This window comes from Candidatus Thorarchaeota archaeon (assembly GCA_013388835.1).
In the GTDB taxonomy this organism is placed as follows: Archaea; Asgardarchaeota; Thorarchaeia; order Thorarchaeales; family Thorarchaeaceae; genus JACAEL01.
Window position 1 is genome coordinate 24,971 of sequence record JACAEL010000002.1, and the last position, 15,144, is coordinate 40,114.

Consider the following 15,144-nt stretch of genomic DNA (forward strand, 5'->3'; position numbering starts at 1 on the left):
GACAATGTACTCCATGACACTCGCTATGATCCGGAACGAGTTCCGGATGCTATTCAATGGTCTCAAGAGAACTGTCCGCACGCCCTCGATGCTGGGGTTCTACTCCGTCACCATAGTTGGAAGCTACGCTCTGATGCGCGTGATTGGTGGAATTGTGAATCTGGGACCACTGACCGATAGCCTTCTTGCATTCGTGACCGAGTATCTTCCGACGCAGTCTCTGTATCTGGTATTCGGTGCCCTCAGCGCGGCGGCTGTTGCCGGGGGCTATGTGGGAAGAGGTCCAGCTGCTGTACTGGAGGCGCAAGATGAGCACTTGCTGATGCCGTCTCCGGTCCTCCCGCATCAGGTCTTCCTGAGCAGATATGTGCGCCGCATCGTTCGGAAAGCCGTGATACTCTCTCTTGGATTGTTCGTGCTCAGCCCCCTTGCTCGCTTTGGGCAAGCCCTCTACTCGTGGGTACTAGTCCTTGTCTGTCTTGTCCTCTTTCTTGAATTCAACTACGCGCTCGGGGGAATATCGTCACAGGTCCGACACAGACTCTCGAAGAGATATAGCACTCCGCTGAGGCATTCAGTTGTCATGCTGCTGGTTGCCCCGTTGGTACTCCTAAGCAGCCCGGACGCCCTATCGAACGTCGCACTTCAGCTCATAGTCCCAAGCAACGCGGTGGTGTCCCTGCTTCTGGTTCAGCTCGGAATGTACGGCTACATGGTGGGGGTGCCTGCGCTCATGATATTCATCGTCGAAGTCTGGGTGATTGGACTATTGGTTCTCGCGCTGCTATGCGACAGTCACTATTACGAGGTCTTCTCTGTCGCACTGAGCAATGAGTCGTCCGATGCGGCGTTCAGCAGGTTGTTCCGCGGTGAAGTGGATTTCTCTCGCTCAAGATGGAATGACCCAATGCTCTGGATTGTGCTGAAGGACTTCTGGATTAGGATGCGCTCCCCTGCGCAAGTGTGGAAGTACATCTCAGTCGCCGTGTCAACGCTCTCAGTGGCTGTGCTGTTCACAATCCAGCCCGCATGGCTGCCTCCGTTTACTGTGCCCGACACACTACGCGGCTCAGCAGTGCCTGCGTTCCTCTTGATGCTCCTCGTACTCACTCAGATGGCGAGCATGACATCGATGCTCTCCTTTGTCGACGAGAAGGATAACGTCTATCTCTTGAAGTCTGCCCCGTTTAGGAACATGGACGTCGTCCTTGCCAAGTACGTTGGAAGTCTGGTTGAAGTGAGCCTCTCCGCTCTGCCGCTCTACGGCTTTCTACTATACTTCTTCCGTGTCAGTGGTTCTGGCATCCTCATATTCTTGGGTCTGCCTCTGCTCTTGGTGTTCTGTTCTGTGGGCGTCATGGTGGGAGCATACGTGCCGGTCTTCACCAGCAATCCGAGGGAACCGCCGGTCCCTCTCGCTTTCTCCTTCCCTGCAATCAATCTCGTTCTTGGAGTCTTTATTGCGCTTGTGTCTGTGGTCTTCGCAGACGACCCTCTCATCTATCTGATCCTGCCGGGCGTCACTACACTCATCGTTGGCGTTTTCCTACTTGCATCCGTCTTGGCTTTGAGGTCGTATATGTGAGCTCTCCTCGAGAGCTCTGGTCAACCGCAGTGCATTGGCAACGACGACCAATGTCAGTCCCATGTCGCCAACTCCGATTGCCAGCCAGAGTGTGGAAGCCCCGATGACCGCAAGAAGTGCGACCACCGCCTTGACTATGAGCGACACAGTCACATTCTCTCTGGCTATTCGCATCGCCCGCCTGGAGAGTGAGATCAGGTACGGGAGTCTTGACAGGTCATCGTTCATCAGAGCAACGTCTGCGGTCTCAAGTGCCACATCGGCGGCTATGGCTCCCATGGCGATACCGACATCTGCCGCTGCAAGGGCGGGCGCATCGTTGACTCCGTCACCCACCATCATGGTCGGGCCCTTTAGACTCAGCCTTCTTATCACGTCTACCTTTTCATGTGGGAGCAGTTCAGCTGCGTACTGAGACACGCCCACTTCTCGGGCAATCATCTCTGCAGCGATGCCGTTGTCCCCGGTCAGCATCAATGTCTCGATTCCCATTTCTGACAGTCTGGCCAACGCCTGCCTGCTCTGGACTCTGGGTGTGTCCGACAGCACTATCGTTCCCATGTCCGTTCCATCACGTACCACTGAGACATGCGTCCCCTGTCCGCACGAGTGCTCGTCGTGCTCATCACTTGCAGACCCAGCGTCCCGTGTCTGGAGTCTTCCGACTTGATATCGTGAGCCCTCGAAGTAGCCCTCAATGCCCCGACCTGCTATCGTGGTGATGTCTGTCGCTTCGGCCAGACCCAAGTCACCAGCGTGTGCAGCAGCAATGATGGCTCGTGAGATTGGGTGTTCAGACTTACTCTCCAGTGATGCAGCTGCCCGTAACAGCTCCTGTTGACTGTGCGTGGAGTGCATACAGATGTCGACCACTTGCAGTCTGCCTTCGGTAAGAGTCCCTGTCTTGTCAAACGCGGCATACCGTATCTTGCTCAGGGTCTCGATGTAGGTGGAGCCCTTGATCAGCACACCGTTGCGAGCCGCGCTACTCATGGCAGACACCATCGTCACAGGAATGGATATGACAAGCGCACACGGGCAGGCCGTCACAAGTAAAGTCAGTCCTCTGTAGACAGCCGATTCAGGAGACCATGTCAGAATGAACCAGATGGCAGTCAGCACAACTGCTGCCGCCACCACCAGTGGTGTGTATACGTGGCTGAACCTGATGATTGTGCCCTCCGTTCTCGATCGACTGTCCCGTGCAGACTCCACAAGCGACACTATCCTCGATAGCACAGTGCCTTCCGGACTGGATGACACTCTGAACTCGAAGTAGCCCTCTTGGTTGAGCGTACCCGTATACACCGGGTCGCCGGGTGCCTTTGCCACCGGTATCGACTCACCTGTTATCGCAGACTGGTCCACCAGACCTGACCCCTCGGTGACAACCCCGTCAAGTCCGATGCGTTCCCCGGGTCTCACACAGACGGTCTCACCAACTCGAACATCGTCAGGATGTACTCGCTCCTCGCCCTCTGGTGTCTTTCTGGACACCTCCGCAGGCTCAAGTTCCAGGAGAGTCTGTATGTCTCTCTTGACACGATAATTGACCCTTACCTCAAGAAGCTCGGCGAGCGAGAAGAGCAACATGACCGAAGCGCCTTCCGCCGGCGCACCGATCAGTATGGCACCGAATGCAGCCACCGTCATCAGGAAGTTGATGTCAAGATGTGCCTTCGATGCTCCTCGGATGCCTCGCGGAATCACTTGGTAGCCTGCGGCAAGCATGGAGAGTATGAATAGAGCATAGTGTGCATGAGGTGATATGCCTGCAAGCTCCACAGCAACCCCGAGAGCCATCATCGCTCCTGCAAGAATCAGCATGCCGTACTGCACTCGGAAGTTGGGACGCTTCCTCCTAGCCTCTTCCGCAGCACAGTACTTGCAGGCAAACTCCGCATGCTCCTTTTCGATTGGTGTGCGATGTGACAACGGGGCTCATCCAACAACACGCCTCGTCAAACCATAGTTAACTGTTCCTCTTGCTGCAGTGCGTTTGTCCAACAAATCATTATTACATGGTATACGTCTTGGCAGAGACAGAAGCAACCAGTGCCAGTAACGACCCTCCGGAGGTCGACAGATGGACGAGGCCCATGCCAGTGTCAGTTTCTTTGACATGATTGACCTTGCGACAGATGGCGTAGTGGTAATAGCGGACGGAAGCGTTGTAGTAGCGAACACATCGTTCCTGAAGATGGTTGCATATGAGAGAGACGATATAATAGGCCATCCTTTTGACATCTTGTTAGACCCGGGCACAGCACACATCTTCCGCGCAGCCAAGGACCGGATGGAGAGTTCAGCAGAAGAACGGGCGACGGTACGAGTCAAGCTCGTGACGAAGAAGCGGTCGCTGATCACCGTCGAGATGCTGGTCGCCAAATCGATGCACAAGGGGTGTCCTTCCCTGCTGCTCATCGTGAGAGACATGACCCAAGAGCTCGAACTGAGAGACGCGCTTGCCGCTTCCGAAGCAAGGTACAAGGCCCTGTTCGACAGCTCTCCCGTGGCGCATCTCACACTGTCCAGAGCAGGGACGATCACGCAGGCCAATGAGGCAGCCGCAAGGCTCCTTGGCTACAGTGTCGATGACCTTCTAAGGCGTAATATCACAAGCTTCCTCAGCAAGGCGCATGACGACATGGGCACTCAAGTGGTGCAGGCTGCTCTGGAGGGCAACGTTCTCAAGCAGGTGGAGATGCGTGTCAGAAACAAGTCCGGAGAGGACGTCTGGGTAAGCGTCACATCGAACCCGCTCACTGAGAACGGCAAGGTTGTCGCCGTGAGCTTCCGCGCCGCCGACATCAGCAGGAGGAAGCTCGCGGAGGCGAGAGCCCAGACGGAGAGGGAACGAGCAAACCTGTATCTTGACGTGATGACTCACGACCTGAACAACGTTAACCAGACAATCATGTTTGCGCTCGGTATACTGGAAGAGGCATTTGACCTTCCTGATGAGGCAAGACGCCTGCTCGTTGAATCCCAGCTGAATGTCCGGAGGGCCGCCCGCATAATCGACAATCTGCACCAGATCATTACCGTGACAGAGTCGCCTCCTATCTGTGAGCCTGTTGATCCCCACCGTTACATGCTGGAGGCAATCGAGGCTGTACGACAGGACTTCGCACCTCAGGAAAGAAGACTGGTCGTCAACATGAACATGCAGGATGGCGTGTACAGAGTTGCAGCACATCGGTTTCTGAGAACCGTGTTCTTCAACATCATCCACAACTGTATGATGTTCTCGCCCCACCAGACCGTCACGGTGGATGTCTCAGCTCGGGTGATTCCCGCTGAGAAGTCACTGGAGATAGCGATTGAGGACTATGGCCCCGGTATTCCAGACTCGATGAAGGAGTTCATTTTCAAGAGGACAGGGCAGCCACAGGCACAAGTGATTGGTCGAGGTCTCGGTCTCACATTGTCAGACCTGATAATGCGGAGCCTGTCCGGTCGCATATGGGCCGAAGACCGTGTCAAGGGCGACCACACACAGGGTGCCCGAATGGTGATTCGTATTCCTGTTTGGCAGGACATTCGCGTCCCGGAATGCGGTCGCGCCGCATGCATTCTGTTCTACAAGTCGAGGCACTGCCTGTTCTGCGAGCCATCACTTGAGGTGGTCAGAGAAGCGATGAAGAACATGGGAATACCTGAGTGCCTCCTACAGATTCTGGACATCGATGACCCTGATGTTGACCTGTCTGGCGAGAGCCTCCCGGTATTGCCCTATGTGCGCGTCTGTGACTCAGAGATGTCCGGGCTTATCAACTACGACGACTTGGTCAGTATCCTCGTGACCCTGGAACTCAAGCCATGCTACCCGGGTTGACATGTGGCTGGCACTGCGTTAGGCTTCCAACACTGCCTTGAAGATGTACGACAATGCACGGCCGCTCGCCCTTATGTGGCTGGGCAGTATGTCCCGTCATGAGAAGAGAGACCGGCTGTGTCTGGTAACGACACCAGATGCCGCTGACCACACGGAGACCCCGGCCGCCTGTGAAGAGTAACAAGTGTCACCGGCACAGGCCATTCGACAACATTCAGGTATCCAGGCAGGCACCGACCAATTCATGAGAGAGAAACAGTACGAGAGGAGTCTCAGACGCCACACAGGTTCTGCACAACTGCCTCTCTTTGTCACACACAAAGACAGAGAATCGCGTCGGACTCAAAAGGGAGAGGGGCGAGACCCCTCTCATGTACTAGAAGACAATTACCCTATCGTGCTTGAGTATGCCGTCAATCATGGTGGCGGCGCCAGCGATTGTGATCCTGGAGTCTCTCAGGTCCTTCTCGTCGAGTTTTCTGAACGTCGCCGAGTTCGAGCACACCTCAATCTTGCCGCCTGCCTCAAGGAAGGTGTCGATGAGTTCCGGAAGAGGTGGGAACCCCGGAGCCTTGATCTTCTCAGCGACCCCCTTCTTCATGAGCCAGACGGCGTCCATCATGAGGAATATTGTGGCATCGACGTTCTGAGCCTGAGCCGTTGTGCCTGTTACAAAGGGGCCGTAGCAGCGCTCAGCCGCCTCAGGACCCCACTGTCCAATAATGTATAGTGAGGGCATTTCGTATCATCTCCTTACATTCCTGCGAGTGGGACATAGTAGATTACAAGTCCCAGTGTCAGGAAGAACATAACCAGCAGATTCGTCATGTGTGAGCTGTGTATCGGTCCGCCTTGCATCGTCTTGAGCAGGATGGGGAGCACTTGAACGAACTCCATCACCATCCCAAGAAGGACGAGTACGAAGTTCACGATCAGTATCCAGTGGAGTAGGTCGAACAGCGCGGGGACTGGTGGAAAGAACAGACCTACCGCCAGCGCAACCGCTGAGACGAGCATTCCGAACATCAGCATCATGACCTGCATCATCAGGTACATCCCCATTCTTCTTGCCAGCATGAATCCAGAGAACATGGTGGCTGCTGACAAGCCGAACAGGACGAACAGAATCAGTTGAAACAGTGCCATGTTGGTCACCTATTTGACCGTTAACACTACTGTGACGTTATTAACTGTTAGGAAATGTACACGGGGAGAACAATACGATTCCGATTTGCAACCCATACGTGCAAGGACCGAAGACATATGGACAATCAAGTTGCTAGAGTCGTGGGTAGTTGGCTCGTTTCGACTTCGCCCAGCGTTCGGTCTTGCAGCCGTTGTCGAAAGCATCACGCCCGGCATCGTGACCGCAGGCAACCCCTTGCTTGACATCGCAGCAGTCACGATACCCCATGAAAACCATTAAAACACGGGGACGAACGCATACCCTTCGGAGATACTAATGTCCCATCAAGTTGCTAGAGTTTTCGATGCCAGCGGGCTCCGATGCCCCATGCCCATTCTCAAGACAAAGAAGGAGATTGAGCTCGTGAAGGTCGGCGAGATTCTGAAGGTCATTGCCACTGATGTCGGAACGAAGAAGGACTTCCCGGCATGGGCAGAGCGCACAGGCAATCAGATTCTTGAGATGAAGGAAGAGGGTGGCAAGCTCATCTGGTTCATCAAGAGGACGGCCTAGAGGCATAGCCGAAAGCAAGCTCACCGATGGCGGGCACTGTATACGACATGTCTATCGCCCGTTGCTGGTTGTACAGAGTCTTGGGCTCAGGAGTCTTCCAGATCAGTCTCATGAAGCGGCAATACGGTCACTCCGCGAGGTGTCATGAGGAGTCGAGTTGATCTCGGGAGTCATGTGCCCATACAGAGACGCATGAGCACCATGGTCGTCAAGTGAGTGAGTCGGCTGTCGGCTACCTGATTGGTCGAAGGCCATATCGAGAGATTCTCATCTTAAGGATGGCCGCGTGTCGCGACAGGTGGCGGGCAGAGTCGACAAGGACCGCAGCAGGGGTCTGTAGAAGCAGGTTCTTGGATTCTTCCATCGTGTCAGGCGACATCTGCTCCGCAAGCGGGCACTGTGAGAGGAACACCTCGCCCGAGCTCATCTGGATGACCGGGAATGCTCTGCATCTGAGTGGGCGAACCTCGTAGATGGCGCATCCATCGTCTGTAAGGTACGGGCAGACGCCATCGTCACCCCACCGAGTCATCCATGCCCCCTCAGACACTTGTTCGAAGTAGTCTGGGTAACCATGTGCACGGATAGCCTCTACCTCCTCCTCCATGGCCAGTGCACCGCCCAGCTTGCAGCACATCGCGCCGCATGCGATGCACACACCTCTGTTGTCTCCGGTCTTGGTCGATGAGATGGGCATGAGACGTGCCATGGTTCCTTCCACGACCAGTCACAAATAAGAGTTGCAGTTCAGACGAAGACGCACACGCCCCGTGTGCATACCATCTCACGAACAGAGATGCAGGACCCCCACGGCTGGGGGTCCACGAATGTGCTTGAAGTGTCTAGCCCTGCTGCTTCTTGGGTCTCTTCGCCTCGTCCTCCGAGGATGCCAGCTCGCCCAGCGACTCCTTCATGATCCCCCTGAAGTCAAAGCCCATCATCTTTGATAGGAGTATCATTGGTAGTAGCACGTTGCCGAACACCTGGAACGCACCGGCGCCAGAGCCACCATCCTCTCCGACAGCGCCACCACCGGCGCCTCCACCACCAAAGAGTGTGACATCGCCTATCTTGATGTGCTCGTATATCTGAGGAATCATTGACACAAAGTCCCTCGCGAAAGCCTGAGGCGAGTAGTCCTTTGCAGCCTCAAGGGTCTTCTTGATTCCCTCAGCCTGAGCCATCGTCACCTTTCTAATCCTGTCCGCCTCGGCGTTTGCAAGAATGGCGATTCTCTCAGCCTCGGCCTGGGCTTCCTGAAGGATTCTCTGGGCCTGGACTTCGACCTCCTGCTTGATCCTCCGCTGCTTCTCAGCCTCGGCGTTCAACTTCGCCACCTCGAGGTCCTTGGAAGCCTCTACTTCCGCCTTCTGCTTCTCGTAGCGCTTCTGCATCAGGTCCTTCTGGAGCTCGATCTCAAGCACGCTCTGCTCACGCTGCTTCTCCGCCTCCTGTATCGCCCTCAACTGCATCTGTTCCTGGACACCAACAAGCTGGTCACGCTCAATCTCCTTCTCGCGAAGCGCACGGGAACGCTCGATGTCCCTCTGGCCAGTTGTCTGGTCCGCCTCAATCAGTGCCATCTGCGCAGTCCGGTGCATCTCCGCCTCACGCGGCTTGGACATGTCGCGAAGGAACGACTCGTTGACAACCGACACATCGACTAGCTCAACCGTCACGACCTTGAGACCCCACTCGCTGACTATGTCGATGAGCTCTTTCTTGATCGCCTCAATGATCTTCTGGCGCTCCTCCAGTATCTCCTCCACAGAGAGCTGAGCACAGGCTGTTCGTATCACCGACTCGATGATGGCAGTGAGCCGCGATGGTATCTCGCTCCACTTGACGTTGTTGATGGTCGCGATAGCGTTCTCAGCCTGCCACTGCAACACAGCACTCAGCTTGATCTTCTGCTTTTCTCTCGATAGCACTGACTCTGCATGAATGTTGAGTTGCTGAACAGTCCTGTCAATTGCCAGTATCCTGTCGAAGAACGGCCTTCGGACGACCATGCCGCCCTCGCCCTGCTTTATGGCCTTCCCCTTTCTCAGATGAACATAGAATATGTTCGGTTCGAATATCTTCACGTACTTGAAGAAGTAGAACACCAGAAGGACAAGAACCAATACTCCTCCCAAGAATAGTGATACCACCAGATTGCCGAATACATCCTGCATGTGCCGTCACATCCTTCCTCTACCGGTCGCTGCTGTCAGCGCGTCACTCCCCATTCCCGATGTGCTGTTGCACATTCCCGACCGGGCTGAATGGGCCAGCCCTTCTAGAGCCCTGTGACAGTAGAACCACCATTGGTGTCTGGCCACTGACTCCTACTCAGGAATGCGTCCCAGTCTTCGTTAGGGATACGCACTCAAGCTACAATGGGAAATGAAACGTTATAAAGATAGGCCCGTGATGGCTGCCGCTTCCCGACTCGATTGATGAAGCTGCCATCTATCCACGGGGTACTAGTCAGACTCATTCTCTTGAGGTGAGGCCTTCTCTCCCTCTCTCTGCTTCTTCGATTGCTTCTGAAGCCAGCGAACGAGGTCCCGGTTCGGATCGACATAGACATACTTGTCATTCGCAGAGATGATGAATAGGACAGTCCCCTTCTGGAACACCGACCCCTTTCGGAATGGGCGTGCGTTGAATCTGCGAAGTCCCATCTCGGTCTCTGTCCTCACCTCTCCAAAGTCATCCTTCACAGTCGACGCCGCCTCCACCTGCCTTCCCACCAGATGCCTCGGTTCCAGGTAGTAGCCCGACTCAACAAATGCCTTGCCCAACACTGTTCGGACCGTGTAGACGACCAGAGCAACACCGACGACTTGCCCCAGCACCTTCAATGGAAATGGCATCGGCAGTCCCTCGTAGTAGAACACCAGTCCGAAGAAACCAAAGAAGATCAGGCCGGTCCCTATCGTCACACCAAAGGGTGCCCCCTGCTCACTCTCAAAGAAGCCTGAATGCTCTGTCGAAGGCAGGTCATGACCAACATCAACTTCGCCATGCTCAAGATCATGCTCAATGTCTTGGTCGATATCATAGTCGACATCCTGCGGGACATCCAGGTCCATGCCATGGTCCACATCATGTTCAACGTCATGTTCAATGTCCTGATCGATGTCTTGGTCTATGTCATGTCCAACATCCTGGTCTATGTCATGTTCAACGTCTTGGTCTATGTCATGTTCAACGTCCTGGTCTACATCATGGTCGACCTCGTGGTCCGCCATATCGGACAGCACCGAGAAGACCCTGCCTAGGGCGAAGAGACCGAATGTGTAGAACAGCCCAAGCAGGAAGATAGCGAGTGATACCTCTCTGAGCAACGCAGCCAGCTCTAGGAACTCTTGCACAGTGCTTCGGCCTCCGTCAGACCGTTCGTGCCCTCCGGACCGGTCCTGTGTATGATTACCATCTGTATGAATATAAACTCTGAGGGCGGTCCCAGTCTTCCTCTCGCCATCCTGGCACGTACCCGCAACCTCAATGAGCCCACTGAGTGTACCACCGCCCCTTCAGAGCGACAATGTCTGCAGGAATGCTGCCAATGCGCATATCAGAGCCCCTGCACGCTGCAGACTACTCTCACTACGGCTACCGAATGACACCGGAAACAGTGCGGAACCCTGCCCAACTCTTGCTTCAGGCGCGGGCACTACGGCTGTAGACTACACATGAACAATGGTCGTGGACGGAGTGAATCAGCCAGGCAGCAGAAGCATCGATTCCTTGTTCATCCACCCCGAGAATCCTAGTATCTGTCTGCGCGGCCTGTCAGAGTTGATCAGAACTGTAGTATCTATCGTAGAGGCCCGCATCCTTGAGCGCCTTCTGACATTCCGCGTCGTTTCGAATCGTGCCAATTCTCAACATCCCTTCTATTACCGAGTGTTCAGCCTCGCTGCTGGATAGATACTCCCGAATCTCGGGAAGCCTGCACTGTACTGCCTCTTCTATCATCTGGTTGTTGGAGCGATCGGCCATACTGCCTACGAGTTGAACCATGAGCCATAGCTTGTTCGACTGTCGAATGGCGCTTGCAAGCTTTGGGACGGAGGACATCACTGCTGACCGGATGTCCACCTTCTCTCTCAGTTCCCGCCAGTCTTTGATAGCCCAGATGACCAGCCACGGCTCGTCCGAGTCTAGAATGGCGCTGGCAAGAACCCCAGCGACTTTGTCACAGCCGGTGGTCGTGTTCAAAGCCCGGACCCGCCTGAGTACAATCATGAGGTCGTATGCGGTGTCCACTTTAGCAAGGCCCGCTGCAAACTCCGCCGGTATGGACATGAGATAGTCATACATTCCCTTGGAAAGGTCTTTTGCTAGGTGTCGCATCGACATGGCAAGGATGACAGCAGCCCGGTCCTCTTCTTGGTTGGTCAGGAGGTAGTGATGGACCGCAATGATGGCTTGCTCTTTAGGCCCCACAGGATTACCGGCCTGAATCTGCAAGGGGGTCCCACTTCGCATGAGTTTCATACTCAGGAATTGCTCGAACGACTTCTTCACATCTTTAAACTCATCGGGGTACACTCTTGGCAGCTCTTCGGCTATGCTGAGGTGTGGATGGAGCAGGTCATTCTCCGTGCCCACAAGATCGCCCCTATCCCAGAGGATGTTGATGATTCCCGGTGACATGCGTTGACTCGCCTGGGGTTCGAGGACTTCGCATAGCAGAGGCCTATAGGCGGGAATCTCCATGCTGGAGTAGATGCTGACGAAAAGCAACACCCGTCTCACCATAACTCTCAACTGATCATAGTTTTCTGGCTTCATGGCGTCGAGTATTCCCCTTATGACTGAATACTCGTAGTAGTTGCATAGCGACTTCTTCAGGTCGGCCTTCTTGACCTGCTCGACATCCCCAGCATGCTTGGTGCCCACGTCACTGAGAAGAAACTTGAGGAGGACAAGACTCTCCCTCGACTTGGACGTGTACTGACGCATCAGCTCCTCACGATCTTCAAGAGATTCGGAGTACGATTCCACGATCTGCTTAATGGCTTTCTCGAAATCATCTGATTCGAGCGTGAAGTACGAGAGTCCTGACTCCTCCTGTGCACTCTTGGCATATCCGTCGTCCGGTCTCAGTAGTCTCTCCCATTCCTTCTTGTCTTCTGCGACCGACGCTCTGGTGACTCTGGCGACGAGAAGGCATCTCACATTCTTCTCGAATTGACCTCGCAAGTCATTCATGCACTTTCCAACCAGACCAGGAGTCAGGTGTACATTGTCTATGATGACAAGTGCCATGCTGTTTGAGAGACCTTGCTTGGCCATGCGGTCACTCACACCCCGGATACACTCGGTGGGATCTCCGAATCCGAGCCTTCCCGCGTCCCAGTACACTACGAACCGCCATCCCCGCTTGGTCAGCAGCTCGTACCCGAGGTGCAGGGTTAAGGTGGTCTTGCCGGCGCCGGACAACGCGAGCAACATGGTGACGCTGTTGTCTTGAATCGCCTTGAAGAGGTCATCCAGTTTCTCTCTGCGACAGACATGCTCCTCGAAGTCCACCCACTTTGGGGGAATCCTAAACCATATCGGCTCAGTCTTCTCTCGCATCTGGAGTTCTCTTTGGAGGATGGGGGCGATCTTCTCTATCCACCTCTCAGCCTCTAGTCTCGCGCGCCGATAGTTGATTAGATGAAACAATGGATAGAAGAACAATAAGGACGCGACCGCTCTGACGTCAGCAAGATAGTCAATCAGGTGGCGGGGATTGTCCCATCCCTGTGCAATGAAAAGGGAATAGAAGAGCAGAACGCCACCGAAGGACAGTGCGAGGACTGGACCTATGGCGAGTGCTTCGAACTGGGTCAGGGTTCGGACCTCCTCCACTATTGGCGGCCCGGGTCTCCCTCTTACCCGCGACCTGATCCGTATTCCTGCCTCACGCAATCCGTCAAGCATGTGCGAAGACATCCCTCTCATGCTTCGAACGGGTTCTGATGATCAGGCGTGGCATATGAGCTCTTCTGGTTCAGAGGAGTTCTGCCTGTCCACATTCTCGTTCCCTTGCTATTGGGGCTGCAATCGGGAGAGACGACTCAGAGAGACCCAGTGACATACCGGATGCACGAGCGACCTGAGCGAAAGAATAACGCAGCGTACAGGGTCTCCATGCTCGCACGGGCCTGCACACACATGTACAAATCGCGTTTCGACCAGTGTGGGTGCAGAACACCAATTCCTTATCATGAGGGGACCAGGATAGCCAGAACGTCCGTATGGGAACTGAGAGCTCGAGGTCGGTTCGACACCTCATGAGACCTCGAGGAGTGACCCCAGTGCCGTCTCCTGGGAGTGACAAGACTCCTGTGTCCAATTCTGTCCAACTGAAAATGAACGGTACATGTGCACCACGCAGTGATGTCCAAGGCCGTCCAACCTCTGGGGAGCTGCTGCTGACCCGTGAAGTGATACGGCATCAGCGGCAACAATACGACTCATCAATGGTTTTAGTATGGGAGTGTGCAGAACGCTGCGTTCCGAGGGCAACGATGGGTGATGCGCACCGACATCCAAAGAATGTTAATATGGTATATGCGGGTGATTGGGTTGAGGTGTTCGTTGCGTGGGTATCATCGACCATGTTTCGAATCTCTTGAGTCAAGCGGACATAAAGTACACCCGTGAGGGCAATGCTCTCACCATGAGATGGAAGACAGACCACTTTGAAGACCTGAAAATAAAGGTAGTTGCTAACAGGGACGAATCGTGGCTCTACATTGTCGCGCCATTCACTAACTTTCACCAGGTCGGCGAGGCGAACAAGATGAAGTTGGCCTTCGATATGCTGAAGGAGTCATGGCGAGCCAATGGAGTGAAGTTTGCCATCGACGATGATGATGATATCATTGTCATAGCCGAGACAAACGACACGGACCTTAACGTCCAAGAGGTCAGGACCCTGGTGGGTCATGTGGTTCATGCATGCGACCGGCTTTGGGAAATATATCCCGGTTAGTCGAGTTCTGTATAGACAACACGTTGCGGCTCAGTTCCAGTGGACTGGGCCGTATCCCGTTTTTTTCGACACCTTGATAAGAGTGCTCGCTCGTTCTCGACTTCTGGCGAGACTCTGATGACTTCAACCACACCAGTGCCATTCCCGCCCGAGAAACGAGAGCGCCTTGTCGCCATACTGTATCCGAAGAGGATTGGGTTTCTGTGGGCGTACGTGGTTGGCGTGATAGTATTCATGGTGGGCTTCCTTTCGAACGTAGCGGCTTCGGCAGGGTGGATTATTCACAACGAGCTGTCATGGGACATTTCCATAATTGGTCTTGTGGCAGGCGCACTCATAGTGTCAGAGGCGGAAACGCGGCGTCGATCCACGCTGTACATAATCACAACATGGAACGTACGGGTCAGGACAGGACTGCTAAGGAAGAGAACAGTGCGCCTGTTCTATGACCAGATAAAGGAAATACGACTGCAGGTCGATCCGCAACGAAGGCGCATTTCGATTGGAGATTTGCAGTTCTACTCACAAGCTGGAGGAGATACTCCCGTCCTTGTCTTCAGGGACGTCTACAGTCCCGATGGCATAAAGGAGCTGATAACCCGGTTCATCGAGACCACTCCCAGCACGCCACCCTGGGCCCATGTGCCACGCTGAGACTGGTGCGTCGGACGGATCAAGTAGTCTTAGCAATCCTCAATAGGCAGTGGAGCCCAATAGTCCTGTCTGCTTGAGAGCAGGTCAGGGTGTTTGTGCGTTGAGCAGGGCGACAATAATGTACACGACGCACAGTGGTGAGGCGCTGAAGACAGAGCTAGACACAGGTCTCATGACACTTGACTTCAACCAACTGACAATATCCTCAATCGACCTCTCAGAAGTCCATCGGTTCGAGGACCTTCGTGAACTCTCACTCTCGAACAACTACATCACAAGCCTTGACCTGACTCCGCTTCGTGCCTGCAGGAGACTTGAGTCGGTGGACCTATCGGCCAATGCTCTCTCAGAGGCCCGGCTGGAGCCCATATGCGAGTGTCCGCGAC

At 54.6% G+C, this 15,144-nt stretch carries 14 protein-coding genes; 7 read left to right on the forward strand and 7 right to left on the reverse strand.

Annotated elements, in window-relative coordinates:
• Nucleotides 1-4 precede the first annotated feature (4 nt).
• Nucleotides 5-1,585 carry a hypothetical protein gene (locus HXY34_00310; protein ID NWF94565.1) on the forward strand — a complete coding sequence of 527 codons (1,581 nt, stop codon included), beginning with the start codon at nucleotides 5-7 and terminating at the stop codon, nucleotides 1,583-1,585.
• Here the strand turns inward: HXY34_00310 and cadA are convergent.
• Nucleotides 1,547-3,520 (reverse strand): cadmium-translocating P-type ATPase, encoded by a 1,974-nt coding sequence (cadA, locus tag HXY34_00315; GenBank protein ID NWF94566.1) that lies wholly within the window; start codon nucleotides 3,518-3,520, stop codon nucleotides 1,547-1,549. The two genes, HXY34_00310 and cadA, sit on opposite strands and share 39 nt — an antisense overlap.
• A gap of 151 nt (nucleotides 3,521-3,671) precedes the next feature.
• On the opposite strand from cadA, the gene HXY34_00320 reads away from it, so the two are divergent.
• Nucleotides 3,672-5,423 carry a PAS domain S-box protein gene (locus HXY34_00320; protein NWF94567.1) on the forward strand — a complete coding sequence of 584 codons (1,752 nt, stop codon included), beginning with the start codon at nucleotides 3,672-3,674 and terminating at the stop codon, nucleotides 5,421-5,423.
• Nucleotides 5,424-5,799: 376 nt separating this feature from the next.
• Here HXY34_00320 and HXY34_00325 read toward each other — a convergent pair whose 3' ends face one another.
• Together HXY34_00325 and HXY34_00330 are read right to left on the reverse strand one after the other, a co-directional pair.
• The gene (locus HXY34_00325) at nucleotides 5,800-6,162 is read right to left on the reverse strand and encodes a DsrE family protein (GenBank protein ID NWF94568.1); all 363 of its coding nucleotides are present in this window, start codon (nucleotides 6,160-6,162) and stop codon (nucleotides 5,800-5,802) included.
• 14 nt (nucleotides 6,163-6,176) lie between these two features.
• Nucleotides 6,177-6,569, reverse strand: a complete 393-nt coding sequence (locus HXY34_00330) for a hypothetical protein (protein NWF94569.1) — start codon at nucleotides 6,567-6,569, stop codon at nucleotides 6,177-6,179.
• A gap of 85 nt (nucleotides 6,570-6,654) precedes the next feature.
• Between HXY34_00330 and HXY34_00335 the strand changes: the two genes are divergently transcribed.
• Nucleotides 6,655-6,849, forward strand: coding sequence for a hypothetical protein (locus HXY34_00335; GenBank protein NWF94570.1), 195 nt, complete (start codon nucleotides 6,655-6,657; stop codon nucleotides 6,847-6,849).
• A 36-nt stretch (nucleotides 6,850-6,885) separates the two neighbouring features.
• A complete protein-coding gene (locus tag HXY34_00340) occupies nucleotides 6,886-7,122 on the forward strand; it encodes a sulfurtransferase TusA family protein (protein NWF94571.1) in 237 nt (78 codons plus the stop codon).
• Nucleotides 7,123-7,354: 232 nt separating this feature from the next.
• Here HXY34_00340 and HXY34_00345 read toward each other — a convergent pair whose 3' ends face one another.
• From HXY34_00345 to HXY34_00360, 4 genes are all read right to left on the reverse strand, one after another.
• Entirely contained in the window at nucleotides 7,355-7,831 is a 477-nt protein-coding gene (locus tag HXY34_00345; GenBank protein NWF94572.1) for a YkgJ family cysteine cluster protein, read from the reverse strand.
• A gap of 133 nt (nucleotides 7,832-7,964) precedes the next feature.
• The gene (locus HXY34_00350) at nucleotides 7,965-9,299 is read right to left on the reverse strand and encodes a hypothetical protein (protein ID NWF94573.1); all 1,335 of its coding nucleotides are present in this window, start codon (nucleotides 9,297-9,299) and stop codon (nucleotides 7,965-7,967) included.
• 291 nt (nucleotides 9,300-9,590) lie between these two features.
• Nucleotides 9,591-10,484, reverse strand: a complete 894-nt coding sequence (locus HXY34_00355) for a hypothetical protein (GenBank protein ID NWF94574.1) — start codon at nucleotides 10,482-10,484, stop codon at nucleotides 9,591-9,593.
• A gap of 421 nt (nucleotides 10,485-10,905) precedes the next feature.
• Nucleotides 10,906-13,047: a hypothetical protein gene (locus tag HXY34_00360; protein NWF94575.1), complete on the reverse strand. Its 2,142-nt coding sequence runs from the start codon at nucleotides 13,045-13,047 to the stop codon at nucleotides 10,906-10,908.
• 664 nt (nucleotides 13,048-13,711) lie between these two features.
• On the opposite strand from HXY34_00360, the gene HXY34_00365 reads away from it, so the two are divergent.
• From HXY34_00365 to HXY34_00375, 3 genes are all read left to right on the forward strand, one after another.
• Nucleotides 13,712-14,104 carry a hypothetical protein gene (locus HXY34_00365; GenBank protein ID NWF94576.1) on the forward strand — a complete coding sequence of 131 codons (393 nt, stop codon included), beginning with the start codon at nucleotides 13,712-13,714 and terminating at the stop codon, nucleotides 14,102-14,104.
• Nucleotides 14,105-14,221: 117 nt separating this feature from the next.
• A complete protein-coding gene (locus HXY34_00370) occupies nucleotides 14,222-14,758 on the forward strand; it encodes a PH domain-containing protein (protein ID NWF94577.1) in 537 nt (178 codons plus the stop codon).
• A gap of 100 nt (nucleotides 14,759-14,858) precedes the next feature.
• A partial coding sequence (locus tag HXY34_00375) for a leucine-rich repeat domain-containing protein (GenBank protein NWF94578.1) occupies nucleotides 14,859-15,144 on the forward strand: 286 nt, incomplete at its 3' end.